Source organism: Kribbella sp. NBC_00359, assembly GCF_036097425.1.
Lineage (GTDB): Bacteria > Actinomycetota > Actinomycetes > Propionibacteriales > Kribbellaceae > Kribbella.
This window is the reverse complement of sequence record NZ_CP107975.1, coordinates 4,600,147-4,625,254: the sequence shown is the minus strand read 5'-3', so window position 1 is coordinate 4,625,254 and position 25,108 is coordinate 4,600,147. Positions and strand designations below refer to the sequence as shown.

Below are 25,108 nucleotides of genomic sequence, written 5' to 3'. Positions count from 1 at the left end.
GACCTGAACCATGAACACGAGAGCTGAGACAGGTCATTTCAGGTCCCCGACCGTGTGGTGGGTGGAGGCAGATGGTGGGCGATACGAGGTGGTGAGAGGAGGTCGCGAGGGGTGGGCGGTGGGTGCGCGCATCAGACGATTTCTCGGCCTTCGGGTTGGATGGGGCAGAGGGCGCGGGCTTCGCAGCGGGTGCAGCCGTCGTTGCGTTGGGCGGTGAATTCTTCGGTGCGGACCATGGACTCGGCGTTGTCGACCGCTTCGTCCAGCCAGGTCTTGCCGTCCTCGTCGGTTTCGAGTGGGCCCTGGTGCTGGACCTTGGGGAAGCCGCCGTTGTCGTCGTGGCGGAGCTGGACGAGCTCGGCGCCGCCGGCGACCGGCTCGTCGCCGAGGACCTTCAGCTGGCGGGACGCGATCGCGCGCTGGTAGATCGCGAGCTGGACGTGCCGCGCGACCGCGGGCTTGGTCGGCAGCGACCGGCCCGTCTTCAGGTCGACCACCCGGATCGTCCCCTCGGTGTCCTGCTCGACGCGGTCCATCCGGCCCTTGACCCGGACCGCCGGCTTGTCGGTGTCAGGGAGCAGTACGTCGAATTCGACCTCCGTCCCGACCAGCGTCCGATCCGGCCGGCCTTGGTGCCACGTGACGAACCGTCGCAACGCGGCCTCCGCCTCGACGCGCTCCCGGTCCGAGATCCACGCGGACTCGAACTCCAGCTGCGTCCACACCTTGTCGAGCCAGCCGTTCAGCTCGTCCACGGACGGCGGCAGCGTCCCGGTCGCGACCGCGTCGGCCAGCGTGTGCAACACCATGCCGAACCCGATCGCCGACGTACTAGGCGTTTCCCCGCCGGCCCGCCGGGTCAGGAACCACCGCAGTGGACAGTCCACGATCGTTGTCAGCGCGCTCCCCGACAACGGCACCGGCAGATCGGGATCCGCGATCGGCCGCTCCGAGCGAGTGCGCTCCCGCACACCCCACCACCGCGACGGATCGGCCGTCGGCACCAGAGGATGCTCCCGGTCGTCCACGGCGTCGGCCAACTGGGCCAGCCGATCAGCCGCAACCCGCTTCAACGCGGGCGACGACGCAGGATCCGCGAGCACACACCGCAGATCAGCAACCAGACCGTGCAACGACAACGGCCGCCGCGGCCTGCCGGCAACCAGCTTCAAAGGAATGTCGAGCTCGGCAAGAAATCTGGACGGTTGGTCGCCGTCCGCCTCCGGCGCCTGCACCGCCGTTACGATCAACCGCTCCCGGGCCCGCGTGATCGCGACGTAGAACAACCGTCTCTCCTCGGCCAGCAATGCACCGGCCGACAACGGATCGACAAGCCCGTCGGGCCCCAGCCGGTCAGGCTCGAGCAGCGAACCCCGCCGCCGCAGATCCGGCCACTGCCCTTCCTGCACACCGGCAACGACGACCAGCCGCCACTGCAACCCCTTCGACCGGTGGGCCGTCATCAGCTGGACGCCGGCCTCGCGATACGTCCCGTCGAATCGGTTGTCCGCCGCGATGTCGAGCGATTCGAGCTCCGAAAGGAACGCCGACACCCCCTTGAACCCGACCTGCTCCTCGGCCCGGCTCGCCGCGTCGAACAAAGCGCACAAGGAATCCAGATCCCGGTTCGCCGCCCGCGCCGTCTCCCCACCGGAGTGCGCCTGACCGCGCAACCGCCGCAACCACGGCGAGTCCGACCACAGCGACCACATCACCTCGTCCGGCGCGGCCCCCGCGGTCACGATGTTCCTTGCCTTAAGCAACCTCTCGCCCAGCGCCGCGAACCTCGCCTCGGCCGGCGACGCCTCCTCGTCGAGCAGCAGCGGATTCACCAACGCCTCGCGCAGCAGCTCGTCCGACGACCGCGGCAACCGCTGCCCACCGGCCGCCTCGCGATCCCGCCGCCGCAACACCCGCGCCAGCCGCCGCAACTGCCCCGCATCCATCGCCCCCAACGGCGACAACGCCAGCGCCCGTACGACGTCGACCGTCAACGTCGACGGATCCGCAACCGCCCGCAAAGCCAACAGCATCGGACGTACGGCGGGCTCCCGGGACAAAGGCAGCTCGTCACCGGCGACATCGACCGGGATCCCCGCGGCCGCGAGCGCACGACGCAACGGCGGGATCGAACGACTGCCGGACCGGACCAGCACCGCCATCTCGTTCCAGCCGACTCCATCCTGCACATGCGCGCGACGCAGCAGATCCGCGATGTGTTCGAGCTCGGCACCGCTGGTCGAGTACAGGTTCGCTTCGACCTTGCCGGCGCCGTAGACGCATCCGCCGGCGTCTGGATTCCGGAAGCGCTCGAATGTGTCCCGGTCCAGGGTCCCCGGCACGCCCAACCGGCTGACGACATTACGAGACACCCGCTGCAGCGTCGTACCGAAGCGTCGTGTCGTGCCCAAGGCGATCTGCGCGGCCTCCGCACCACTAGACGTACGGAACTCGTCGGTGAAACGCAGCAGACCACGGACGTCGGCGCCGCGGAACGTGTAGATCGACTGGTCCGGATCGCCCACGACGACCAGGTCGCGGCCGTCGCCGGCGATCGCCTGGAGCAGCTTGATCTGACCGGGATCGGTGTCCTGGTACTCGTCGACGAAGACGGCCTTGAACTCGGCCCGCAGCTTGGCCTGGACGAGCGGCTGCTGGGCCAGGATCACTGCGCGGTGGATCAGCTCGGAGTAGTCCAGCACCTGCTCGTGGTCGAGGATCTGCAGGTATTCCTCGAAGAAGTCTCCGACCGCGACCCACTCGGCCCGGTCCGCCGAACGCCCGATCGCGGACAGGTCCTCCGGGTCGAGCCCGAGCTGCCGTGCCTTGCCGATCACCGCCTGCACCTCGTCGGTGAACCCGCGCGTCTTCAACGCCGGATGCAGACTCCCCGGCCAGGACACCGCACCGACCTCACGACTGCCGGACAGCGCCTCGCTCAACCGCAGGGATTGCTCCGGCCCGGACGGCAACCGCAGCGGTACGTCGAACGCGTCGGCCGGTGTGAACCGACGCAGCAACGCATAACAGAAGGAATGGAAGGTCATCGACGGCATCACCCGGGTCGTCCGCCCGAGCCGGCCGGTGATCCGGTCGCGCAGCTCGGTCGCCGCCTTGCGCCCGAACGTCAGCACCAGCACCTGGTCGGGACTCAGCCCGCGATTCCGCACCCGGTCGACGACGGCCTCGACCAACGTCGTCGTCTTACCGGTCCCCGGCCCGGCCAGCACCAGCAGAGGTCCGCCGGCATGATCCACGACCGCTTGCTGATCCGCATCCAGGACCGGCGCCTCCGCGCTGCGGCCCTCGGCTCGAACCAGCCGATACCGGGACCCCTGTCTGCTGACCATCGCCCCATCCCAGCAGACCCCGCCGACAATCCCGATCGCCCACTCCGAGCACGGACTTCACTAGCCGGAAAGCGGACAGATCAGTGGTCGTCGACGTCCGGATCCCAGCGGACCTCGCGGAGGTTGACACGCCCGTTGGTGACGCGGACACCGTCGGAGCGGAGGTTGTGCAGTTGCTCGTCGCCGACCTCGTCCGCCGGTACGCCGGAGGCCCGGATCACCCGCCACCACGGCACCCCACCGCCGTACTCACGCATGATCGCGCCGACCTGACGCGGCCCACCCTGACCGACGTACTCCGCGATGTCGCCGTACGTCGCGACGCTGCCCGGTGGGATCGACTCGACGGCACGCAACACCGCCTCGACGTACTCCTCCCTGTCCACGAACCCAAACCTAGCGGGGACCGCGGACAGTTCAGGCGAGCGGCGCGAGCGCCTTAGCCAGCGGCTCGAGGACGGACGGCGGGGCGTCGAGCGGGAGGTTCAGCACGACCAGGTCGACCCCCGCTTCGCCGTACGCCGCCGCAGCGGCGACCGCGGTGTCGAGCGGCACGTCCGGGTCGACGCGGACGTTGACCGAGCAGGTGATCTCGTTGACGTCGCGACCGGCCTCCTCGCAGCGCTGGACCAGCACGTCCTTGAGCGGCTTCCACTCCTCCGGGCTCTGGACGATGACGTTCCACTGCTGGGCCCACCGGGCGACCGCTCGCAATGTGCGCTTCGGCCCCTTGCCGCCGATGGTGATCGGCGGGTGCGGGGTCTGCACGGCCTTCGGCTCGCAGTACGCGTCGGTGAGCTTGATGTACTTGCCGTCGAAGTTCGCGACCTTCTCGGTGAGCAGCGCGATGATCGCCTGCGTGCCCTCGTCGAACCGGTCGAAGCGTTCCTTCAGCGGATAGAGGTCGATGCCGTAGGCGGTCGTCTCCATCTCGTTCCAGCCGGCGCCGATGCCGAGCTCGAGCCGGCCGTTCGAGATGATGTCGGTGGTCGCGGCCATGTTCGCCAGTACGGCGGGATGCCGGTAGATCATCCCGGTCACCTGGCAGCCGAGCCGGATCCGCTCGGTCGCCTGCGCCAGCGCGGCCAGCGTGGTCCACGCCTCGAGGTTCGGGCCGGCCATGTCGCCGCTGAGCGGGTAGAAGTGATCCCAGTGCCAGGCGGACTCGAAGATCTCGAACTGATCCGCCGCGACCCACACGTCCCGCAGTTGCTGCCAGGTGGTGTGCTCCGGCCTGGTCTTGATCGCGAACCGCATACCCGCGCCTCCCAAGGCACTCAGTAACCGTTTCCCCGAGTGACCTTACCCCGGGGCGCTAACCGAAGCAGAGGGACTGGATCGGACTGCCGTCCTGGAAGGCGGTGACCACGGCGAAGACCTCGAAGACGACGGCGGCGGCCGCGGTGGCGAAGAGGATCAGGGCGAGCGGCTGGCGGCTGCGATGGAACCACAGCACCAGGAGGAAGAGCGCGATCACACCGACGACCAGGCCCGCGAACCCGAGCACATACGCGGCCTCCGGCAACGCCAACGTGCCGTCGCAGGTGTCCTGGCGCCGGCGCACCAACTCGGTCTGCGCGTTCGAGTTCGTCAGCGCGAGCAGCACACCGACGACCATCAGCGCGAACACCACCCCCTGGCGCCGTCGGCCGGTGCGAGCCTCCTCCCCCATGGGAAGGCTCTAGTCGAGACCGAGCCGGGCGCGCACCTCGGGACGCCGCAGCGGCGGCACCGTCTGCGGCGGGACCCGGCGCTCCGGCATCTCCGCCAGCAACTGCTCGGTGATCTTCGCGACCTCGGTCGCGGCCCGCTCGATCGGGCCGCGGGTGGTCGCACTCAGCGAGCCGACGCCGCTCACCTTGCGCACGTACTGCAGCGCGGCCGCGTAGATCTCCTCAGAGGTCGCGGCCGGCTCGAGTCCCCTCAGAACCGTGATGTTTCTGCACATGCCAAGACCCTACGTGCCCGCGGGGACAAACCCACTCGAAACCTACGGGGTATTGACTTCCCTAATGCCATTAGGTTTTCCTTAGTGCATGAGCACTGCCGGGCTGGACCGCCGTACCCGCCGTCGCCAGGAGACCATCGCGGAGATCCTGGACGTCGCCATCGAACTGATGGAGACCGAGGGTGTCGCCGCGCTCAGCCTGTCCGCGGTGGCCCGCCGGCTCGGCATGCAACCGCCGTCTCTGTACCAGTACTTCCCGTCGAAGATGGCCATCTACGACGCGCTCTTCCAGCGCGGCGCCGAGAAGCTGCGGGACGCCTACCGCGCTCCCCGCGACGCGGCGCGCAGCACCGATCCGCTGGAGCGCAACCTGATCGCGGCCACCGCGTTCAGCCGTTGGTGCCTGGGCCACCAGGTCTACTGCCAGTTGCTGTTCTGGCGGACGATCCCCGGCTTCGAGCCGAGCCCGGCGGCGTACGCGCCGGCGCAGGAATCCCTGCAGGACCTCCGGGACCATCTGCAGGCGACGGTGGACGCGGGGTACCTGCACCTGGACGCGACGAGCGACGAGGCCCTCGCCCTCTACACCTCGATGACCGCCGGTCTGCTCTCCCAGCAGATGGCCAACGAGCCCGATGTGTCACACGAGGAAGGACGGTTCAGCCGGCTGCTGCCCGTCGTCCTCGAGATGTTCTACCAGCGCTACGCACCGACCAGGGGGAAATGATGACCGCTGTACTCGCTCAGCAGATCGGACGGGCCGACCGGCAACGCTGCACGGTCCACCGCGACGCGGAGATTCACGCGTGGCACGACCTGCTCGCGTCACTCGAGGGAGCCGAGTGGCACCGCCGTACCGTCTGCGACGCGTGGGACGTCGCGGACGTCGCCGGGCACCTGATCGGCCAGGCGGAGGACGTGCTCCGGCCGTGGTTGTTCCCACTGCGAGACCTCAAGGCGAAGCGGAAGTACCCGCAGGCGGTGCTGCTCGACGCCCACATGATGATCCAGGCCGACGAGCACCGGGGGACGCCGCCGGCCGAGGTGCGGGCCTCGTTCGACAAGCTGTGGGCGAAGGCCTCGCGCAGGATCGCCCGGAACCCGGCGCTCGTCCGGCGGATCCGGGTGACGCTCGAAGGCGTACCGGGCTTCGAGTCGATCGATCTCGGCTACATCCAGGACATCCTGCTCGCCCGTGACCTGTGGATGCATCGCGACGACGTCTGCCAAGGACTCGGGCGGGAGTTCGACGCCGGTCCGTACGCCGAGGAGATCGTCGCGCAGGTCATGTACGACGTCGACGCCGGTCCGTTCTGGGGTGACCGTCCGGCCGTCGTACTGGAACTCACCGGGCAGGGAGGTGGGACCTACCGGCTGGGGAGGGACGAGCCGGTCGGCCGCGCCACTCTGGATGCCGTCGGCTACATGCGGACGCTGTCCGGCCGGGACGACCATCCCGTCGTCACCGGCGACCCCGTGGCAGTCGAAACGGTCAGCAGCTGCCGGATGGCCTTCTAGACGTCAGGGGCTGCTAGACGTCTGGGGGCTGGAGTGATCCAGCCCCCTGAGCAGGTCTAGTACGACGGCTGACTCGGGTCGATCTGGTCGACCCAGGCGACCACGCCGCCACCGACGTGGACCGCGTCGGAGAAGCCCGCGCCCTTCGCGATCGCGAGGACCTCGGCCGAGCGGACGCCGGACTTGCAGTGGAAGACGAGCTGCTTGTCCTGCGGCAGATTCTCCAGCGCCACACCGGTCTGGAAGTCGGCCTTCGGGATCAGCACCGAGCCCGGGATCCGGTTGATCTCGTACTCGTTCGGCTCGCGGACGTCGATCAGGACGAAGTCCTTCTCGCCGTTGTCCTTCAGCTTGATCCACTCGCTCAGCTGCTTCACCGAGATGGTCGACCCGACGGCCGCGTCGGCCGCCTCCTCGGTGATCGCGCCGCAGAAGTCCTCGTAGTCGATCAGCTCGGTGACGGTCGGGTTCTCACCGCAGATGGCGCAGTTCGGGTCCTTGCGGACCTTCAGCGAGCGCCAGTTCAGGTCGAGTGCCTCGTAGATGTTCAGCCGGCCGAGCGACGGGTCGCCGACGCCGGTGAGCAGCTTGATCGCCTCGGTCACCTGCGCCGCGCCGACGGACGCGCAGAGCACGCCCAGTACACCGCCTTCCGCGCAGGACGGGACCATGCCGGGTGGCGGCGGCTCCGGGTACAGGCAGCGGTAGCACGGGCCGTGCTCGGCCCAGAACACGCTGATCTGGCCGTCGAAGCGGAAGATCGAGCCCCAGACGTACGGCTTGCCGAGCAGCACCGCGGCGTCGTTCACCAGGTACCGGGTGGCGAAGTTGTCGGTGCCGTCGACGATCAGGTCGTACTGCTCGAAGATCTCGAACACGTTGTCGTTGTCCAGCCGGGTCTCGTGCAGGACGACGTTGGTGTTCGGGTTGGTCTCGAGAATCGACTCCTTGGCCGACTGGGCCTTGGACTTGCCCACGTCGGACTGGCCGTGGATGATCTGGCGCTGCAGGTTGGACTCGTCGACGGTGTCGAACTCGACGATGCCGAGCGTGCCGACGCCGGCCGCGGCCAGGTACAGCAGCGCCGGGCTGCCGAGACCGCCGGCGCCGATCACCAGCACCTTGGAGTTCTTCAGCCGCTTCTGCCCGGCCATCCCGACCTCGGGGATGATCAGGTGCCGCGAGTACCGGCGCACCTCGTCGATGGTCAGCTCGTCGGCCGGTTCGACCAGCGGTGGCAGTGACACGTGTCGGCTCCTCAGGAAGACGTGGGACGGGATCTCCGGTTTTCAACCATCTGTCCCTCCCCCATGTTCCCGCACATCCCAAACCACCCGTCGCGGAGTCCACATCCCGGTACCCCCGTCTCAGTCATTGTCGGTGATGGTGACTGTGACCGGCAGCTTCACCTCAGCGCCGCCGACCGCCTGGATGACCGCCGAGAACGTCTCGGCCAGCTCCTCGAGCTTGTCGTCGAGGATCTCGAGGGTCAGTTCACCGGTGGTCTTCCCGGGCTCACCGTTCGCCTCGACGTACACATTGACCGGACGGAGGCTCGGCCGCGACATGGTCACCCAGAAGGCCATGGAATGAGTCCCTTTGTCGCCCTCCTTCACCGTCACACTCGACGCGGACAGCTTCGGCAGCAACGCCGCCGGCGCCGAGAACCCGACACCAGCCGACGAGAACGCCAGATCGCTCACGTACGCCGACCCACGCGCCACCTTGTCCGTCCGCAACTCGACCGCACGTACATCACTCAGGTCGACACCCTTGAGCGACGTCAGCGGGATCCGCACGGTCCGCAGCAGGTTCTTGGGCAGCCCGCTCTCACCGTTCCCAGGCATCCGCACCAACGCGTCGCTCACCGTCGACACCGGTACGACGGCCGCCCGCCTGTGCCCGTCGACCACTCGGACGCTCAGATCGGTCTTCGGCGACCCAACCGGGTCCGGAGCAGCCCGGAACGACAGCGCGGCAAAACGCCGTACGTCGCCCAGCCCAGCGGGCACGTCGAGCCGCACGACCCCGTCGGTCCCGCTCCATGTGAGCTTGGTGACCGCAGTGGTCGGCGTCTTCGCGGCGTACCAGGCAGTGCTCCAGTGCGGCGCGTTGGACCAGTCATCCGACGCCATGCAAGGGGCTAGACGACCGGACGGTTGGCTCACACCCGCACAAACGGTCGCGGTCACCTTCCCGCGGACCGATCCGGCCGGCAGTGGCTGGTCAAGGTGATTCACATCCCGCCGCGACGCCACCGGCGCCTGCGACACCACGCGTACGACGGCCCGCCCCGCAGACGCCGCCCGTGCATCGGACCCGTCCAGCAGCGGCAGGAACTGCGTCTCGTGTCCCAGTTGCAACCGGAAGAACCCCGCGACGTACGCCGTACCGACGCCCTGCTGCTCCGTCGCCGTCAACCGCCCCGCGTACTTCGCACCGCAGGGGCAGCGCGGGCAGCACCCTCGCCACCGCGCGAGTGGCCCATCAGACCGTCGTTCTGCAGGTCGACCTTGCCGACAAAGGCACGCCCAAAGGGCCTACCGCCGATCGTCGACCACTTCTTCCAGAGCGCCAGGTGATCGAGGATCAACTCTGCCCGCGCCTGTGCACCCGAGTCGTAGACGCCGTCGTCGTACGCGTTGACGGTGTTGGCGCTGATCGACACCACCTGGTAGCCATGGCTCGCCAGCGCGGTCGCAGGACCGTCGTATCCCCGGAAGCTGGGGACCGGCTTCGTGCCGTGCGGGCACGGCCAGGGCTTGTCGGCGTCGCCGGGATCGTCGCCGTAGCAGAACTCGTGCAGCCCGTGCAGGAAGATCACCAACGGCCAGGGTCCGATCGCGTCCTTCGGGGCGTAGACCTTGCCGCGGATCTCGGAGCGTTGCCCGAGCCCCGGAAGGTAGACGGCCTCGTCACCGAGGTTGTACTCCGACGTCTCGACCTGGTACTTGCCGCGCACCAGGGCCGTCCCTCAGCAACGGCCCACGTCGCGCTTTCAGCCAGTCGGCGTCGGTCGGTCCTTCACGACGGCTGGGTCGGCACTGATCAGGGTGAGCGTGCGCCGGTCGGGCGACTGTTTGGCGACACCCACCGGGACCCCGTCGACCGCGAGCAGCGGCAGCGACGCGCGCATCGGCGCCGGCGCGTCGAGGCGCAGGGTCAGCCAGTAGCCACCGGCTACCGGTTCGACGTTCCAGTTGTTGCCTTTAGCAACGGATGGTGGCATGGGCGGGGCGGCCACAGCGGTCAGCGTCCCCGCACTCAGCAGTGCGACCATCCCCAGCGACAGCGTCCTCACGGCGTGGGCGATCACTCGCACAGTGGTCCTCTCGTTGTCGACGAACAGGTTGTTCGTCGGACTTGTCAGGCGAGAGGAAAGTTGACCGGATCCCCCGCTCGGTCGTGTCTCAGTCCGGCGTCGGAACCGACTCGATCAGGAGATCAGCTGGCGGACGGCGCGCTCGACCAGTTCGGGGTGTTCCATCTGCGCGACGTGACCGGACTGCGGCAGGTAGAGCAGCCGTGCGTTCGGGAAGGTGCGTTGGGCCTTGGTGCGGATCCGGGCGTCGACGAGTCGGTCCTTGCCGCCGTACACCAGCAGCACCGGGCACTCCACCTTCGCCGCATCCGCCCACAACGACCGGCGCGGCGGAGCCAGCGACGACCTCAGGATGCTCCGGGCGCCGTCCAACGTCGCGCGCGTCACCCACGGGTCGGTGTCGCGCCGCCGCAGCTCTTCCTCATACACCGCCAGCACCTCTGGCGCCAGCGACCGCGGATCGCCGAACACCATCGCCAGCGACGCGCGGAACCGCCGGTCGAACGGTAACCGCCGGCTCCGCTCCAGTACGACGGGGCCCAGCCGGGGCGTCGCGAGCGCGGTGAACCACGCCGCGCTGGCAGACACGCGCGGGTGCGGCAGGGCGGGAGAGATCAGAGTCAGCGAGGCGATCAGGTCCGGGCGCTGCGCTGCGAGCGTCACCGCGACGGCGCCGCCCATCGAGTTCCCGAACAGGTGCACCGGCTGATCGACCTCACGGTCCAGCAGCTCGATCACTACGGCGGCCTGCTCGGTTATCCCCGCGGCTCCGGCGAGCGGCGTACGACCGAAGCCGGGCAGATCGGGGGCCATACCGCGGATCGTGTCGTTGAGCAGCAGACCGAGGGCGGTCCAGTTCAGCGAGGACCCGCCGAGCCCGTGCACGAACAGTGCGGGCGGTAGGTCCGCCGCCGCGCCCGGCACGTCTCTGACCAGCAGATCCACCCCAGCGACCGGCACCCGCCGTGCCGGCCATTCCTGCGCTCCCAACGGCACGCCAGTGCCGGTTACTGCCCCGTAACTCTCCACGAAACCCATGTTAAGACGCTCTCAAGCTGGACACTGGGACACATGGCAAGCGCGCCGCAGCAGCTGACGACCGAGGTCGACGGGCAGACGATGAAGCTCACCAACCTCGGCAAGGTGCTGTATCCACAGACCGGCTTCACCAAGGCCGAGGTGATCGACTACTACCACCAGGTCGCGCACCTGCTGCTGCCACATCTGTCCGACCGCCCCCTGACCCGCAAACGGTGGCCCGACGGCACAGAAGCGCCGTACTTCTTCGAGAAGAACGCCCCGCGCGGTACGCCGGCCTGGGTGCGGACCGTGACACTCCCCACGCCCGGTAGCTCCACCGGCCGGGACGAGGCGGACTTCGTGGTCGCCGACGACATCCAGACCGTGGTCTGGCTGGCCAACCTGGCCGCACTCGAACTGCACGTGCCGCAGTGGCGGATCGGCCTGTCGGACCACGGCAAGAAGCCAGAGGCCGACCTGATCGTGTTCGACCTCGACCCGGGGCCGGGGGCGACCATCGTGGAGTGCTGCGATGTCGCACTGGCCCTGCGCGAGCTGTTGAGTCACTACGGGCTGGAGGGCTGGCCGAAGACGTCCGGCAACAAAGGCATGCATCTGTACGTGCCGATCGAGCCGGCGTCGTCCAGGAAGACCAGTGCGTTCGCCAAGCAACTGGCCGAGCAGCTGGCCGAGGCCCTGCCCGAGAACGTCACCGCGAACATGACCAAGGCACTGCGTCCCGGCAAGGTCTTCATCGACTGGAGCCAGAACGCCAGCGCCAAGACCACACTGGCGCCGTACTCCCTCCGCGGGTCCGACGAGCCGCGGGTGTCCACCCCGATCGACTGGGACGAGGTGGCGTCGGCGACCACGCCCGAGGAGCTCAGATTCCTCCCCCACGACGTCCTCGCCCGGATCGAGGAGTACGGCGATGTCCTGGAGGGGCTCTACGACGACCCGAAGCCGCTACCGTCGTAAGGGTCAGAACCGTCGAACACCGAGAGGAGAGGCAGTCGCATGACCAGTGAACCCGATTACGAGGGTCCTGCCGTCGGCAGTGTCCCGGATGACGCTCCCGAGGCCGACGTACTGGAGCAACGCCAGAGCTCCACGGTGGTGGACGACCGACCCGAGGACTCCGGCGTACTGCTGGAGGCCGACCCGGTCGATGTGGCGGAGCAGCGCCGCGCCGTGGGCGACGCGGACGAGGACGACTACCGCTGAGCGGTACCACGATGGAACCCGGTTCGGCGGGGAAGCTACTGGCCGGGACAACCGCTGGGTAGGATTCGGGCTACGACCCGGCAGTCGAGCCCGAGCCGCCGGCGCCGCACCACCGAAGGAGCCGACGTGTCGACGACACCCGAGACCGCGCCCAAGCGCGGCAGCCGCCTGCCGCGGCTGGCCCGCCGCGCGCAACTGCTCGAGGCGGCCCAGGAGGTTTTTGTCGCGAACGGCTACCACGCCGCCGCGATGGACGACATCGCCGATCGCGCCGGCGTCTCCAAGCCGGTGCTCTACCAGCACTTCCCCGGCAAGCTGGAGCTGTACCTGGCCCTGCTGGACACCTCCTGCGACGCGATCATCGCGTCCGTCCGGGACGCGCTGAAGTCGACCGAGGACAACAAGCTCCGGGTCGCGGCCACCATGCACGCGTTCTACGACTACGTGGCGAACGCGCAGGGCGCCTTCCGGCTGGTGTTCGAGTCGGACCTGACCAACGAGACGGCCGTCCGCGAGCGGGTGGACCGCGTCACCCACGCCTGCGCCGAGGCGGTCTCCGAAGTGATCAGCGCCGACGCCGGCCTGAGCCGCGAGCAGTCGATGGTGCTGGCCGTCAGCCTGGTCGGCATGGCGCAGGTCAGCGCCCGGTACTGGCTGGCCTCCGACGACCCGACGCTGGCCCAGCAGCAGGCCGCCGACCTGGTCGCCTCGCTGGCCTGGCGCGGCATCCGCGGCTTCCCCCGCACCGACGGCTGAGGGTTCTGCTCTCGGCGGACGGGTGAGGGCCGACGGCTCGCAGCGGATAGGCTCGAAGCGTCACCGGCGAGAGCCGCCGGTCGGAATGTGCCCGGAGGGTTTCGTGGAGGTCAAGATCGGCGTGCAGCACGCCAATCGTGAATTGGTGCTGGAGAGCGAGCAGACCCCGGAAGAGGTCCAGGAGGCGGTCGCCGCGGCGCTCAGCGGCAAGGCGAACCTGTTGCAGCTGACCGACGACAAGGGCCGCCGGGTGATCATCCCGGCCGACCGGCTCGCGTACGTGGAGATCGGCGAGGTCTCGATCCGCAAGGTCGGCTTCGGCGCGATCTGATCGCGGTCCGGATACGTTCGCGCGTGTCCGGTTGCGGAGTGCCACGGAAGGGGCACGATGGCGTTGAGACCTGCGTTGCAGTGGTCTGGTAGCTACGGGGCGCCGGCCCAGGCGCAGGTCAGCCATCCCTCAAAGGAGGAATCGTGTACTGGGTCTGGATGATCATCGTCAGTCTCATCGCGGGCATCATCTTCGGGCCGCTGGCCCGGCTGGTGCTCCCCGGAAAGCAGGACATCGGTCTCGGCTGGACCATCCTCGGCGGCGGCATCGGCGCCTTCCTCGGTGGTCTGATCGCCTACTTCCTCGGCGTCAAGGACACCCCCGGGCCCGACTGGACCCAGTACCTGATCCAGATCATCTGCGCCGCGATCGTCATCGCGTTCATCTCGTCGCGCAAAGCCAAGACCGCCTGACCACACCCGCCCGCGGGGCGAGGTCCCCGCGCATCCCGACGGCCGCCGCCCCTTCCGGGCAGGCGGCCGTTGTGTGTCTCAGGCCTGCAGGCCGAGGGCGGTCATCCGGGCGGTGTGGGCCTCGGTGAGGCGGGTGAACATGCGGCCGATCGCGGCCAGGTCGAGGCCGGGCCGGTCGACCGATCCGGCCAGCAGCGCGGCCAGTGAGTCCCGGTCCGCGGCGATCCGCTGCGCCTGGCTGAGCGCCTCGCCGACCAGGCGGCGTCCCCACAGCGCCAGCCGGCCACCCAGCTTCGGGTCCTCCTCGATCGCGGCCCGGACCCGGTCGACCACGAACGAGGCCTGCCCGGAGTCCGCGAACACCTCGAGCACCAGACCCCGGGTCTCCGCGTCCACGAACGACGCGATCTCGCGGTAGAAGTCATTGGCCAGGCCGTCCCCGACGTACGCCTTGACCAGGCCCTCCAGCCAGTCCGACGGCGCGGTGTGGTCGTGGAACGCGTCCAGCGGGGTGACGAACGGCGTCATCGCCGCCATCGGGTCCACGCCAAGCGCGACCAGCCGGTCCCGCAGTTGCTGGAAGTGGCCGAACTCGGTCGTCGCCAGCGCCGCCAGCTCCGCCTTGTCGTTCAGCGTCGGCGCCAGTTTGGCGTCCTCCGCCATTCGCTCGAACGCCGTCAGCTCGCCGTACGCGAGCACTCCCAGCAGATCCACCGCCGCGGCCCGGTAGGCGGGATCATCAAAGGCCGTCTGCTCCATGCCCGGCACCCTATCTGGACCGGAGCACGAGTGGCGCAAACCACACGAGGCGGGCTTGACGGCGGTTGCGGCTACACTGGTGGGCGATTCGCCGGTGACGCGCCCAGATGGGCAAGCTGGTGCGAGGTGCTTGCACAGTGTCCCCGCGCCTCACGATCGGGGCTGAGAAGCCCCAGGCGCCCGGCCACTGAGCAAACCTGTCCGCACAAGCATGTGAGAGGCGATCAGCCTGACCACCTTCCGAGAGCTCGGCGTGCTGCCCGAGATCTGCGACGCGCTCGACCGCGTCAACATCGTGGAGCCGTTTCCGATCCAGGAAATGACACTCCCCGTCGCCCTGATGGGCACCGACCTGATCGGCCAGGCCCGCACGGGCACCGGCAAGACGCTCGGCTTCGGCATCCCGTTGCTGCAGCGCACCATCTCCCCCGGCGAGGCCGACTACGAGGAGCTCGCCGCTCCCGGCAAGCCGCAGGCGCTGGTCGTCACCCCGACCCGCGAGCTGACCATCCAGGTCGCCAAGGACCTGGAGACCGCGTCCACCGTCCGCACGGTGCGCGTCCTGACCATCTACGGCGGCGTCGCGTACGAGCCGCAGCTGGACGCACTGAAGAAGGGCGTCGACGTCGTCGTCGGTACGCCGGGACGCCTGCTGGACCTGGCGAACCGGGGCGTCCTCGACCTCGGCCACATCAAGGTGCTGGTGCTGGACGAGGCCGACGAGATGCTCGACCTCGGCTTCCTGCCCGACGTGGAACGCATTCTGCGCAAGACCCCCGAGCTGCGGCAGACGATGTTGTTCTCGGCAACGATGCCGTCCGCGGTGATCGCGCTGGCCCGCACCCACATGCGGCACCCGCTGAACATCCGCGCGGAGTCGCACGAGGACACCGAGATGGTGCCGACCACGGCACAGTTCGTCTACCGGGCGCACGATCTGGACAAGCCCGAGGTAGTCGCGCGGATCCTGCAGGCCGAGGACCGCGGCCGGGTGATGATCTTCTGCCGGACCAAGCGCGAGGCCTCCCGGCTGACCGACGACCTGCAGGACCGAGGCTTCAAGGCGGCCGCGATCCACGGCGACCTGAACCAGCAGGCCCGTGAGCGCGCGCTGACCCGGTTCCGCGGCGACAAGATCGACGTACTGATCTGCACCGACGTCGCGGCCCGCGGCATCGACGTCGAGGGCGTGACGCACGTCATCAACAACACCTGCCCCGAGGACGAGAAGGCCTACATCCACCGGATCGGCCGGACCGGACGGGCCGGTGCGAGCGGGATCGCCGTCACCTTTGTCGACTGGCCGGACGTGACCCGGTGGAAGACGATCAACAAGGCGCTCGACCTGCCGTACGACGAGCCGCAGGAGATCTACTCGACGTCGCCGGAGCTGTACCACGACCTCGGTATTCCGAGCGACGCGAAGGGCCGGATCAAGCCGGCCCGTGAACCGCGCGAGATCGCCGAGGCCCGTGAGGAGCGGCCGGCGCGGAGCCGTCGCGGTGGCGATGCACGCACCGAGGGTGACGGCGAGCGGACCGCGCGCAAGCGCAGCCGGACCCGCAAGCGCACTCGCTCCGGCCAGCTGGTCGACGAGAAGTCCGAGGCCGACGTCACCAGCAAGACCCAGGTGCCGCCGACCGAGGAGTCCTCGACCGAGGCCGCCGAGGCCCCACAGCAGGAGCGGAAGCCGCGCAAGCGCACCCGCAAGACTGCGGAGACCAAGCCTGAGGTCCAGGCCGAGGTCACGACTGTGGACGCGGCCGTCGAGGCACCTGCCGAGGCGCCGGTCAAGCGGACCCGTGCGCGCACCCGGAAGACCGCCGAGCCGAAGTCTTCGGAGACCGCTGAGTCGAAGCCGGCTGAGTCGGGGACGCCTCCGACGATGCCGCTGTTCACCGCCCCGGAGTGACCCGCACCGTTTCCGAATGGTGATCTGAGCCTGCAACACCCTGCCCCTCGGCGACCGTCCTAGGACGGAAACCACCAGAGAGGGGCATGGGTGATGAGGCGGATCAGCGGTGTGGTGACGGCGGCGTTGGGGTTGGCGCTGCTGGCGGGGTGTGGGGCCAGTGGCAACGACAGCGCCGGCACGAGCGAAGCAGCGCCGGTCCAGAAGCAGGACTCCGGTACGGCGGCCGAAGGCAAGTCATCGAACGCGGAACCCCAGGTTCCCGGGCAGCCACCGGCCCAGACCCAGCCGAGCATCACGCGCGCGATCATCAAGACCGGTTCGCTCACCGTCGAATCGGACGACGTCGCCGCCACGCGGCAGAAGGCGATCACGGCGATCGCCGGCCTCGACGGGCAGGTCGCGTCCGAGGACACGGGCAGCGATGCCGACGGCAAGATCACCCAGGCCAACCTCGTGCTCAAGGTGCCGGTCAAGTCGTACGACGCCGCGATCCAGCGACTCTCCGACCTTGGCAAGCGGCTGCAGATCCACCAGGAGTCCAGCGACGTCACCGAGCAAGTGGTCGACGTGGCCAGCCGGATCGAGTCCCAGCGCGCCAGCCTCGATCGGATGCGCGCCCTGATGGCGAAGGCGAACACCGTCGGCGAGATCGTCTCGGTCGAGAGCGAACTCACCCGGCGCGAGGCGGATCTCGAATCCCTGCTGGCGAAGCAGAAGAACCTCGCCCTGCAGACCGATCTCGCCACCCTCACGCTGACCGTGACCGCGAAGGGTCAGCCGCCGGCACCGACCGAGGACTCGGACCGCGGCTTCCTGGCCGGTCTGAAGGGTGGCTGGACCGCGTTCACCGCCACCTTCTCCGCGCTGGCGACCGCGCTCGGGGCGGTCCTCCCGTTCCTCGTGCTGTTCGCGCTGATCGGCGTACCGCTGTGGCGGTTCCGGCACCGGATCCGCCGGCAGCCTGCCGCTCTCCCGCCGGCTCCGGACAGCGCGCAGTAGTTCAGAGCAGCGCGCCGGCCAGAGCCCGGTAGGCCTTCGCACCGGGCGAGGTCGGCGCCGTCCTGAGAATGGTCTCCCCGATCGCCGGCGCCTCCGCGAACCGGATCGACTTCGGGATCGCCGGCTCCAGCACGTCCAGCGAGTACGTGTCCGCGATCGTGTCCAGCACCGCGCGGGCATGGATCGTGCGCCCGTCGTACAGCGTCGGCAGCACCCCGAGCACGTGCAGCGCCGGGTTGGTCAGCACCTGGACGTCGTGAATCGTGTCAAGTAGTTGCCCTACGCCACGATGTGCCAACGTCTCGCACTGCAAGGGAATCAGCACGTCGGACGCCGCCGACAACCCGTTCACGGTCAGCAGTCCCAAAGTCGGCGGGCAGTCCACGATGATCCAGTCGTACGACGCTCGCAGCGGGCGCAACGCGGTCCGCAGTACCTGCTCCGGGCCACCCTCCTGCGCCAGCCGCACTTCCATGGTGGCCAGCTCGATCGTCGCCGGCAGCAGGTCGGGCGCGTCCTCGAACTCGATCAGCACCTCCTGCGCCGTCACACCGCCGAGCATGACGTGATGGATCGACTTCTCCAGGTCCTCGGGGTCGACGCCGACCGAGAACGTCAGGCACGCCTGCGGGTCGAGATCGACCAGCAGCACCCGTTGACCGAGCTCGGCCAGGGCAGCGCCGAGCGTCGCGACGGTGGTCGTCTTGGCCACGCCGCCTTTCTGATTGGCAACCGCAAGGGTGCGAGGCACGCCGCCATTGTGCCGCACCGGGGCCCGCGCGCCTCGTACCCCGTGCGCAACGCCGGGCGGGCAGAGTCGATACTCTCTTTACTTGTGAGTACGCCGCGCACGTTGACGCTGCCCGACGGGGTGCACCCCGCGACCCTCGAGACCGACCGTGGCTCGTTCGCCACGCTGATGGCGGTGCCGCAGATCGGTACGCCGCTCGGCACGGTGCTGCTCGTGCCGGGGTGGACCGGCAGCAAGGAGGACTTCACTCCACTGGTGGACCACCTGTGCCGCTACGGGTGGCGCACTGTGGCGGTGGACCAGCGCGGTCAGTACGAAACCGCCGGGCCGGCCGACCCCTCGGCGTACACACTGGCGGAGCTCGGTGCCGACGTGGTGGCGATGAGCAAGGCGCTCGGCGGCTACAGCCAGCTGGTCGGGCACTCGTTCGGCGGGCTGGTCGCGCGGGAGGCGGTGCTGACCGATCCGTCGGTGTTCTCGACGATCACGTTGCTGTGCTCGGGGCCGTCCGCCTTCACGGACGAGGAGACGCTGCAGGGTCTGCAGATGCTCGCGTTCGGGCTGGACAACCTGCCGATCGAGCAGGTCTACGACCTGAAGCTCCAGCACGACGCCAAGAACCCTGGGTACGTCGCTCCGCCGGAAGACATCGCGGCGTTCCTCCGGAAGCGCTTCACCAGCAACGTCCCGGTCAGCCTCGCGGAGATCACCCGGCGCCTGACCGACGCCGAGGACAAGACCGACCGCCTGGCCAAGGCCGGCGTCCGCACCCAGGTCCTGTACGGCGCCTCCGACGACGGCTGGCCGCTCACGACGCAGCGCGCGATGGCCGAAGCCCTCGGCGTGGAGCCGCAGAGCGTGCCCGACGCCGGTCACTCCCCCGCGATCGACCAGCCCGCAGCCACTGCCCGTCTCCTCGTCGACTTCATCCACGCCAGGACTATCTGAGCGCGCTGGTTGCCCTGGGTAAGACCGCTCAGCGCGCTGGTTGCCCTGGGTAAGACCGCTCAGCGCACCGGTTTCACGGCGACCTCGAGCTGGAGGTCGTCCAGGCCGATCGGCGTCAGGGCGGTCTTCAGCGCCTCGTCGTACACGAGGGCCGAGACGCGCACCTTGTCTTCCTCGGATGAGCCGCCGGACAAGTACACCCCGACTCCCTTCGGGATCAGGTTGCCGACTGCCGTCCCGAGCTGCACGAGCTCGGCCTCGCTGAACTTGACCTGATGCACGCACAGGTTGCCGCCGTACACCTTCTCGAAGGCGCTGCGGAAGGTGGCGAGATCACCGTGCGCGACGCCGATGGTGTAGACCTCGGGCGCGCCGGGTCCGCGGCCGTTCGGGTACTGCACGCGCGGATCGGTGGCCTGGTCCTGGCGGGTGTCGAGGAACCTGCTGACCGCGACCTTGTCGAAGTCGTTCGGCGTGGTCTTCCAGCCGCCGGCGGGCGGCGGGCACGGCACCTGGTCCGGTGGGGGCTGCGACACCACCGTGGTCGGCGGAACCGTCTGATCCCGGACGTCGATCGTCCGCGCGGTCCAGGTGCCGGTCAGTACGGCGTACCCGATCCGGACACCCTCGATCGTCTTGGCATCGGCGAGCTTGGCCGGGTCGAGGTTCTTCAGCGTCACCGCGTACTGCGCCTCGCAGGTCGGTGCGGGCTCCTTGCCGTTCGTGAAACCGATGTCGGTCATCGGCAGCGCCGCACAGAAGACGGGCTCCCGGCCCGGCGTGACGATCACCCGGCCGGTCGCGATCACCTGGTCGCCGTCGCGCACGAGGAGATCGTCGTACGGCGCTTTGTTGCCTTGAGCGAACGACTGGGACGTGCCGTTGGGAGGCGCCGGCTGCTTGCCACCGTCCGGGAGGACGGTCAGTGCGGCGGCGGCGATCACCGCGACGGACGCGGCGGCGAGGGCGGGAACCCAGCGGCGGGGGCGGCGGCCGCCACCGAGGATGCGGTCCAGGTCGGGCTCGGGAGGTGACGGCTGGTCCGCGCGCCAGCGCGCGCCGGCTCGCGTCAGCAGGTCGTCGACCTCATCGGTCGGGTTCATTCGCTGACCTCCAGCAGGGCGCGCAGGCGGGCCCGCGCGTCGGACAGGGTGGACTTGACGGTGCCTTCGGAGCAGCCCATCACCGCCGCCGTGTCGGCGATCGACAGGTCGGCGAAGTAGTAGCAGTCCACGGCAAGGCGCTGTCGTGCCGACAAGGAGGTGAGCGCGTGGTCGACGTCCATCCGGGCGTCCAGATCCGGCCGCGACACCGGGCCCTCGTGCTCGTCGAACTCGCCGGCCGGCCGCAGCCGCCGGGCCGCCTTCCGGGCCTGGTCCGCGGTGATCGCGAGCAACCAGGCCGACGCGGTCCCGCGGGCGGCGTCGTACTGCCCCCGCTTCGACCACGCCCGCGCGAGCGACTCCTGCACGATGTCGTCCCGGTCCGCCCCCACCGCGAGCCGCCCGGCCAACCGGGCCATCGCGGTGAGATGCGGCCGCACCCACTCGACGAACCCAGCCCCGTCCGCCGGCGGACCCACCGCCACCATCGCAGGCTCATCCGTCATCGTCGGCATACCCTGTCTACCCCCGAATCCCGGTTCCGGTTGGGTCCCTACCCGCATTTCAACGACCCCACCACCCCCCAAGTCACACCCCACCCCCATTCGTAACCCACCCGAGTTATCCACAAATCCCCATTCCCGCCCCACAGCCTCCCTCGACATGTCTACGGTCAAAAGACCGAACGACCTGGGGAGAGAGATGCCAACCGGTCTGAACGACCTGCCCGAACCAGCGGATCTGCACGCCCGGCTCTCCGCGCGGCGCCTGCTCGACTGGGGTGATCCGATCCCGTCCAAGGCGGAGCTCGCCGCCGAGTACGGCGTACGCAAGGCCACTGAGAGCCTTCAGTTGCTGACCAAAGCCGCCGCCGTCGAGGAACGGATCACGGACGCGGTGATCACGTCCATCGGCGACGAGGCAGCGCCGTATCACCTCGCGAACCGGGTGAAGTCACCGCACTCCCTCGCCCGCAAGCTGGCCACGCTCGAGGACTATTACCGCCGCACTCAGCAGGTCCCGGAGGACGTCCTGCGCTACACCGCCGCGGTGAAACATCCCGACGAGCTCACCGAGGCCGCGGTCCGGACCATCGATCGGCTGAAGGATCGGGACTGGCAGATGGAGTCTGCCCACCATTCGTACGTCGATGGCAGCCGCTACAAGGGATTGCACACCTTCCTGCACAGCCACGGTGAACGCGTCGAGCTTCAGGTGCACTCGCGCGAGTCCATCGACGTGAAGGAGCGCACGACTCCGCTGTACGAGATCGAACGCGACCGTCGTCAGGATCCAGCGGCACGTGATGCGGCGCGCCGGGAGTGCATCGCGTTGTCCGACCAGATGACCCAGCCTGCCGGGATCGACGAACTGCGGGAGCTCGGCGGCGCGCCAGTACGCCCGATTAGCTACGGTAAGCAACGTCAGGCACACCGCTCCGAAGCAGTTCAGACCGGCAATGGTGCGGCCGGCTCCGCACCACGGCTGACTCACCAGCCGACTCAGAATCGACAGAACGGGGTTGCACGATGACGCGGTTGTTCTTGGTCAAGGACGGGGAGCGAGAGCTGTGGGTGGCTGCGTTGGTGGATGAGGATGTCTGGACGTACGTTGCGGAGACCGGGAAGTTCCATCGGAACGAAGGGGCCCGGCACGACTACTACTTCTTGAACGAACTGGAGTACGTCGAGGTCGGCATCGCGGAGGCGCAACACAGGATCCGCGCCGGAGTCGGAACGGTCGACGCAGAAGAGTTCCCGGACTCGGCCCAGCGCTGGCGTGAAGACACCGAGGCCATGGACCCCGAGATCGTCTTCGCCTCCATGGTCGCCGACCTCGCCTGAACGCCGATGCAGCTCTACGTGGTCAAAGAGGACGGACGGCTGGTGTGGGTTGCGGCGTTGGCGCACGAGACGATGTACTCCTACGTTGCCAACACCGGCAAGTTCCACGACAACAATGCCTTGCGCAACGATTACTACATCGATCGCTGGTTCACGTACGAGGAGATCGGACCGGCCGAGGCCCGGCGCCTGATCGACGACGGCGTCGGCACACTCGACGACGACGATCACTCGGATGCCCTGGCTGGGTGGAGGGCAGACCCCAAGCCTTTGGATCCGGCGGACGTCCTGTCCATCGCAGCCGGCTACAACCGGTAGACGCGGGTGGGCTAGTGGGTGGGGGCGTAGAGCTGGGTTATTACTGATTCGATGGTGGGTTCGGTGACGGAGACGTCGACCAGGGGGTAGTTGGCGGCTATTTGGGAGAGGAGGGGGGCGGCGCTGGTGGTGGTGGGGAAGGTGAGGTGCTGGCGGGGGCCGTCGACCTTGGTGACGGTGGCGCCGTGGATTTCGATGGGTGGCAGGGAGGTGGCCAGGTCGACGACGAGGGTGCGTGGGGCGGACTGGCTGGCTCGCAGGCCTGCCAGGGTGCCGTCGTAGATCTGGTGGCCGTGGTCGATGACCATGACGCGGCTGCAGAGGGCCTCGATGTCGTCTAGGTCGTGGGTGGTGAGGATGACGGTGGTACGGCGCTCGGCGTTGACCTCGGCCAGGAACTCGCGGAGGCGGGCCTTGCTGATCACGTCGAGACCGATCGTCGGCTCGTCGAGGTAGACGATCTCCGGGTCGTGCAGCAGCGCGGCCGCGATGTCGCCGCGCATCCGCTGCCCCAGCGACAGTTGCCGGACCGGCACGTCGAGCAGGTCGCCCAGGTCCAGCAGTTCCACGAAGGTCGCGAGGTTCTCCCGGTGCCGGGCCATCGGGACGTCGTACATCTTCTGCAGTACGGCGAACGAGTCCTTCAGCGGCAGGTCCCACCACAGCGTCGTGCGTTGCCCGAAGACGACCCCGATGCGCTTGGCGAGCTTCAGCCGATGGCGGGACGGATCGACGCCGGCCACGCGGATCGAGCCGCTCGACGGGACCAGGATCCCGGTCAGCATCTTGATCGTCGTCGACTTCCCGGCCCCGTTCGGACCGATGTACCCCATCACCTCCCCCGGCTCGACGGCGAACGACAGACCGTCCACCGCGCGTACCTCTCGACGGGTACGACGCCACCCGTTCCGCGTCGCCACGGTGAACGCGCGGGACACGTTCGACAACTCGATGACTGCCACTGCTCAGCTCCCTGTACTGCGGTAACGACGGAGACCGCCCCGCCACGCCAGTGACGCCAGCGCGACCATCGCGACGGCAACCAGCGGCGACAACAGGCCGATCCAGGACGGCAGGCCCAGCGGGGCCGGCTTACCCAGCACGTACAGCACCGGGTAGTAGTTGACGAAGGCAAGCGGTACGACGAACGTGACCGCCCGGACGATCTCCTTCCCGAAGACCGACAGCGGGTACTGCGTCAGCGTCTGACCGCCGTAGGTGAACGAGTTGGCCAGCTCGGCCGAGTCGACCGAGACGAACTGGAACGCCGCGCCGAGGACGAAGATCGCGCCGAAAATGATCGACCCGGTGATCATCGACACCACCAGCATGATGCCCTTGGCAACGGTCCAGTCGACGTCGATGTGGCTGAAGGCGAAACCCAGCACCACTCCGGCCTGCAGTGGCCGTCCGAGCCGGCGGAGCGCGAACCCGTCCGCGGCCGTCTGCAGGAAGGCCGGCACCGGACGGATCAGGTAGACGTCGAGCGTGCCGGTACGGATCCGTTCGCCGACCCGCTCGATCGAGCCGGTGAACAGGTCGGCGATCCCGAGCGTCATCGAGGCCGTTGCGTACAGCAAGGCCATCTCCCCCAGCGTGAAGCCGCCGAACGTCGTGATGTGGCTGAACATCAGCACGATCGCGACGAAGTCCGTCACCGTGATCAGCATCGAGCTGACCAGCATCAGCACGAACGACGCCGGATAGGCCAGCGCTGACCGGATCCACATCACGATCAGCATCCAGTACTGCGCGGGCGCCCGGCGGAGCCGCTCAACCACCCTGGATCACCACCTTCCGGGTCGCCAGCGACGTGGCGAGCTGCCCGGCCAGCAACAGCACGAGCATCCAGCCCAGCTGGAACATCAGCGCCGCACCGGTACCTCCCGGGTTCCGGCCGAGCCAGATGTCGATCGGCACTTGCAGCGTCGCCGCCCACGGGGTGGCCCGGGCGAACTCGCCGATCCAGCCCGGGAACACGACCAGCGGCAGGATCGTCCCGGAGAAGAACAGTGACAGCACCAGCGCGAGGTGCTCCATCCCGCGCGAGTCGGTGATCCAGAAGCCGGACAACGCGACCAGGTACCGGAGACCGAAGCTCACCAGGATGCCGAAGACCAGGCCGACCGCGACCGCGAGCCACGCGGTCACACCGGAAGGGAACGTGAGGTCGAACACCAGCGCACCGACCAGCAGCGGCGCACCGCCGCGGACCAGCAACTGGAACATCGCGCGACCGAAGTCGACGGATAGCCACCACAGCAACAGCTGCGTCGGCCGGTACAGGTCGACGGCGATCTCGCCGCTGCGGACCCGCTCGCCCAGCTCGACCGTCGTGGTCGCGCCGAAGATCCCGATCGGCATCAGCAACCCCTGCTGCAACCACACGAACGTCAGCGCGTCGGATACGTCGTACCCGCCGAGACCGGGCCGCTCGTGCCACAAGGTCAGGTAGATACCGCACAGGATGAACCCGAACACGGTGTTGGTGAACGCGCCGGACGCGGTGGCGATCCGGTACGTCGAGAAGCGCCGGAACGACCGTACGCCGATCGCCCAGTAAACGCCCACGGCACCCTCCTCTCCTCT

30 protein-coding genes are annotated in these 25,108 nt (G+C 68.7%); 13 read left to right on the top strand and 17 right to left on the bottom strand.

Translation table 11 applies throughout. From position 1 onward, the window contains the following. Nucleotides 1-131: 131 nt before the first annotated feature. The 5 genes from OG876_RS22805 to OG876_RS22785 all read right to left on the bottom strand — a co-directional run bounded on the left by OG876_RS22805 (nucleotide 132) and on the right by OG876_RS22785 (nucleotide 5,298). The gene (locus OG876_RS22805; RefSeq protein WP_328518633.1) at nucleotides 132-3,350 is read right to left on the bottom strand and encodes an ATP-dependent helicase; all 3,219 of its coding nucleotides are present in this window, start codon (nucleotides 3,348-3,350) and stop codon (nucleotides 132-134) included. 80 nt (nucleotides 3,351-3,430) lie between these two features. Next, complete coding sequence (locus OG876_RS22800) at nucleotides 3,431-3,736, bottom strand: MGMT family protein (RefSeq protein ID WP_328518632.1); 306 nt, start codon at nucleotides 3,734-3,736, stop codon at nucleotides 3,431-3,433. 31 nt (nucleotides 3,737-3,767) lie between these two features. After that, the gene (locus OG876_RS22795; RefSeq protein WP_328518631.1) at nucleotides 3,768-4,607 is read right to left on the bottom strand and encodes a TIGR03560 family F420-dependent LLM class oxidoreductase; all 840 of its coding nucleotides are present in this window, start codon (nucleotides 4,605-4,607) and stop codon (nucleotides 3,768-3,770) included. A 58-nt stretch (nucleotides 4,608-4,665) separates the two neighbouring features. Next, entirely contained in the window at nucleotides 4,666-5,022 is a 357-nt protein-coding gene (locus OG876_RS22790; RefSeq protein WP_328518630.1) for a hypothetical protein, read from the bottom strand. A 9-nt stretch (nucleotides 5,023-5,031) separates the two neighbouring features. Further along, entirely contained in the window at nucleotides 5,032-5,298 is a 267-nt protein-coding gene (locus tag OG876_RS22785; protein WP_328518629.1) for a DUF2277 domain-containing protein, read from the bottom strand. A gap of 88 nt (nucleotides 5,299-5,386) precedes the next feature. On the opposite strand from OG876_RS22785, the gene OG876_RS22780 reads away from it, so the two are divergent. Both OG876_RS22780 and OG876_RS22775 read left to right on the top strand, forming a co-directional pair. After that, nucleotides 5,387-6,025, top strand: a complete 639-nt coding sequence (locus OG876_RS22780; protein WP_328518628.1) for a TetR/AcrR family transcriptional regulator — start codon at nucleotides 5,387-5,389, stop codon at nucleotides 6,023-6,025. Beyond that, nucleotides 6,025-6,816, top strand: a complete 792-nt coding sequence (locus OG876_RS22775) for a maleylpyruvate isomerase family mycothiol-dependent enzyme (protein ID WP_328518627.1) — start codon at nucleotides 6,025-6,027, stop codon at nucleotides 6,814-6,816. Before OG876_RS22780 ends, OG876_RS22775 begins: the two co-directional genes overlap by 1 nt. A gap of 56 nt (nucleotides 6,817-6,872) precedes the next feature. Here OG876_RS22775 and moeZ read toward each other — a convergent pair whose 3' ends face one another. From moeZ to OG876_RS22750, 5 genes are all read right to left on the bottom strand, one after another. After that, nucleotides 6,873-8,063, bottom strand: coding sequence for an adenylyltransferase/sulfurtransferase MoeZ (gene moeZ, locus OG876_RS22770; protein WP_328518626.1), 1,191 nt, complete (start codon nucleotides 8,061-8,063; stop codon nucleotides 6,873-6,875). A gap of 120 nt (nucleotides 8,064-8,183) precedes the next feature. Beyond that, nucleotides 8,184-9,236, bottom strand: a complete 1,053-nt coding sequence (locus tag OG876_RS22765) for a hypothetical protein (RefSeq protein WP_328518625.1) — start codon at nucleotides 9,234-9,236, stop codon at nucleotides 8,184-8,186. Beyond that, on the bottom strand, nucleotides 9,233-9,778 hold the full coding sequence (locus OG876_RS22760) for a hypothetical protein (protein ID WP_328518624.1): 546 nt from the start codon (nucleotides 9,776-9,778) through the stop codon (nucleotides 9,233-9,235). Before OG876_RS22760 ends, OG876_RS22765 begins: the two co-directional genes overlap by 4 nt. Nucleotides 9,779-9,814: 36 nt before the next feature. Beyond that, nucleotides 9,815-10,138 carry a hypothetical protein gene (locus OG876_RS22755; protein WP_328518623.1) on the bottom strand — a complete coding sequence of 108 codons (324 nt, stop codon included), beginning with the start codon at nucleotides 10,136-10,138 and terminating at the stop codon, nucleotides 9,815-9,817. A 114-nt stretch (nucleotides 10,139-10,252) separates the two neighbouring features. After that, nucleotides 10,253-11,167 (bottom strand): alpha/beta fold hydrolase, encoded by a 915-nt coding sequence (locus OG876_RS22750; protein WP_328518622.1) that lies wholly within the window; start codon nucleotides 11,165-11,167, stop codon nucleotides 10,253-10,255. 42 nt (nucleotides 11,168-11,209) lie between these two features. Between OG876_RS22750 and ligD the strand changes: the two genes are divergently transcribed. The 5 genes from ligD (at nucleotide 11,210) to OG876_RS22725 (ending at nucleotide 13,882) form a co-directional block, all read left to right on the top strand. Continuing rightward, complete coding sequence (ligD, locus tag OG876_RS22745; protein ID WP_328518621.1) at nucleotides 11,210-12,136, top strand: non-homologous end-joining DNA ligase; 927 nt, start codon at nucleotides 11,210-11,212, stop codon at nucleotides 12,134-12,136. A 39-nt stretch (nucleotides 12,137-12,175) separates the two neighbouring features. After that, a complete protein-coding gene (locus tag OG876_RS22740; RefSeq protein WP_328518620.1) occupies nucleotides 12,176-12,382 on the top strand; it encodes a hypothetical protein in 207 nt (68 codons plus the stop codon). 126 nt (nucleotides 12,383-12,508) lie between these two features. Then, nucleotides 12,509-13,138 carry a TetR/AcrR family transcriptional regulator gene (locus tag OG876_RS22735; protein WP_328518619.1) on the top strand — a complete coding sequence of 210 codons (630 nt, stop codon included), beginning with the start codon at nucleotides 12,509-12,511 and terminating at the stop codon, nucleotides 13,136-13,138. A gap of 103 nt (nucleotides 13,139-13,241) precedes the next feature. Further along, nucleotides 13,242-13,469 (top strand): DUF3107 domain-containing protein, encoded by a 228-nt coding sequence (locus OG876_RS22730; RefSeq protein ID WP_328518618.1) that lies wholly within the window; start codon nucleotides 13,242-13,244, stop codon nucleotides 13,467-13,469. Nucleotides 13,470-13,612: 143 nt separating this feature from the next. Further along, nucleotides 13,613-13,882: a GlsB/YeaQ/YmgE family stress response membrane protein gene (locus OG876_RS22725; protein ID WP_328518617.1), complete on the top strand. Its 270-nt coding sequence runs from the start codon at nucleotides 13,613-13,615 to the stop codon at nucleotides 13,880-13,882. 78 nt (nucleotides 13,883-13,960) lie between these two features. Here OG876_RS22725 and OG876_RS22720 read toward each other — a convergent pair whose 3' ends face one another. Continuing rightward, on the bottom strand, nucleotides 13,961-14,641 hold the full coding sequence (locus tag OG876_RS22720) for a ferritin-like fold-containing protein (protein ID WP_328518616.1): 681 nt from the start codon (nucleotides 14,639-14,641) through the stop codon (nucleotides 13,961-13,963). A gap of 253 nt (nucleotides 14,642-14,894) precedes the next feature. On the opposite strand from OG876_RS22720, the gene OG876_RS22715 reads away from it, so the two are divergent. Continuing rightward, complete coding sequence (locus tag OG876_RS22715; protein WP_328518615.1) at nucleotides 14,895-16,553, top strand: DEAD/DEAH box helicase; 1,659 nt, start codon at nucleotides 14,895-14,897, stop codon at nucleotides 16,551-16,553. A 93-nt stretch (nucleotides 16,554-16,646) separates the two neighbouring features. Next, a complete protein-coding gene (locus OG876_RS22710; RefSeq protein ID WP_328518614.1) occupies nucleotides 16,647-17,555 on the top strand; it encodes a DUF4349 domain-containing protein in 909 nt (302 codons plus the stop codon). A 1-nt stretch (nucleotide 17,556) separates the two neighbouring features. Here OG876_RS22710 and OG876_RS22705 read toward each other — a convergent pair whose 3' ends face one another. After that, complete coding sequence (locus OG876_RS22705; RefSeq protein ID WP_442914017.1) at nucleotides 17,557-18,306, bottom strand: ParA family protein; 750 nt, start codon at nucleotides 18,304-18,306, stop codon at nucleotides 17,557-17,559. 84 nt (nucleotides 18,307-18,390) lie between these two features. On the opposite strand from OG876_RS22705, the gene OG876_RS22700 reads away from it, so the two are divergent. Then, entirely contained in the window at nucleotides 18,391-19,254 is an 864-nt protein-coding gene (locus OG876_RS22700; RefSeq protein ID WP_328518612.1) for an alpha/beta fold hydrolase, read from the top strand. Between the two features lie 59 nt (nucleotides 19,255-19,313). Here OG876_RS22700 and OG876_RS22695 read toward each other — a convergent pair whose 3' ends face one another. Both OG876_RS22695 and OG876_RS22690 read right to left on the bottom strand, forming a co-directional pair. Then, complete coding sequence (locus OG876_RS22695; RefSeq protein WP_328518611.1) at nucleotides 19,314-20,357, bottom strand: hypothetical protein; 1,044 nt, start codon at nucleotides 20,355-20,357, stop codon at nucleotides 19,314-19,316. Further along, entirely contained in the window at nucleotides 20,354-20,863 is a 510-nt protein-coding gene (locus tag OG876_RS22690; RefSeq protein WP_328518610.1) for an RNA polymerase sigma factor, read from the bottom strand. The genes OG876_RS22695 and OG876_RS22690 overlap by 4 nt, the downstream gene beginning before the upstream one ends. A 196-nt stretch (nucleotides 20,864-21,059) precedes the next feature. Between OG876_RS22690 and OG876_RS22685 the strand changes: the two genes are divergently transcribed. The 3 genes from OG876_RS22685 to OG876_RS22675 are packed head-to-tail and all read left to right on the top strand — an operon-like array spanning nucleotide 21,060 to nucleotide 22,519. Further along, nucleotides 21,060-21,890 carry a hypothetical protein gene (locus tag OG876_RS22685; RefSeq protein WP_328518609.1) on the top strand — a complete coding sequence of 277 codons (831 nt, stop codon included), beginning with the start codon at nucleotides 21,060-21,062 and terminating at the stop codon, nucleotides 21,888-21,890. After that, entirely contained in the window at nucleotides 21,887-22,201 is a 315-nt protein-coding gene (locus OG876_RS22680) for a hypothetical protein (protein ID WP_328518608.1), read from the top strand. The genes OG876_RS22685 and OG876_RS22680 overlap by 4 nt, the downstream gene beginning before the upstream one ends. 6 nt (nucleotides 22,202-22,207) lie before the next feature. After that, a complete protein-coding gene (locus OG876_RS22675) occupies nucleotides 22,208-22,519 on the top strand; it encodes a hypothetical protein (RefSeq protein ID WP_328518607.1) in 312 nt (103 codons plus the stop codon). 11 nt (nucleotides 22,520-22,530) lie between these two features. Here the strand turns inward: OG876_RS22675 and OG876_RS22670 are convergent, their stop codons facing one another. Genes OG876_RS22670 through OG876_RS22660 form a run of 3 tightly spaced genes read right to left on the bottom strand, consistent with a single transcriptional unit; the run spans nucleotide 22,531 to nucleotide 25,090 of the window. Then, a complete protein-coding gene (locus OG876_RS22670; RefSeq protein ID WP_328518606.1) occupies nucleotides 22,531-23,481 on the bottom strand; it encodes an ABC transporter ATP-binding protein in 951 nt (316 codons plus the stop codon). A gap of 3 nt (nucleotides 23,482-23,484) precedes the next feature. Continuing rightward, nucleotides 23,485-24,300 (bottom strand): ABC transporter permease, encoded by an 816-nt coding sequence (locus OG876_RS22665; RefSeq protein WP_328518605.1) that lies wholly within the window; start codon nucleotides 24,298-24,300, stop codon nucleotides 23,485-23,487. Next, the gene (locus tag OG876_RS22660; RefSeq protein WP_328518604.1) at nucleotides 24,293-25,090 is read right to left on the bottom strand and encodes an ABC transporter permease; all 798 of its coding nucleotides are present in this window, start codon (nucleotides 25,088-25,090) and stop codon (nucleotides 24,293-24,295) included. The genes OG876_RS22665 and OG876_RS22660 overlap by 8 nt, the downstream gene beginning before the upstream one ends. Nucleotides 25,091-25,108: the final 18 nt, after the last annotated feature.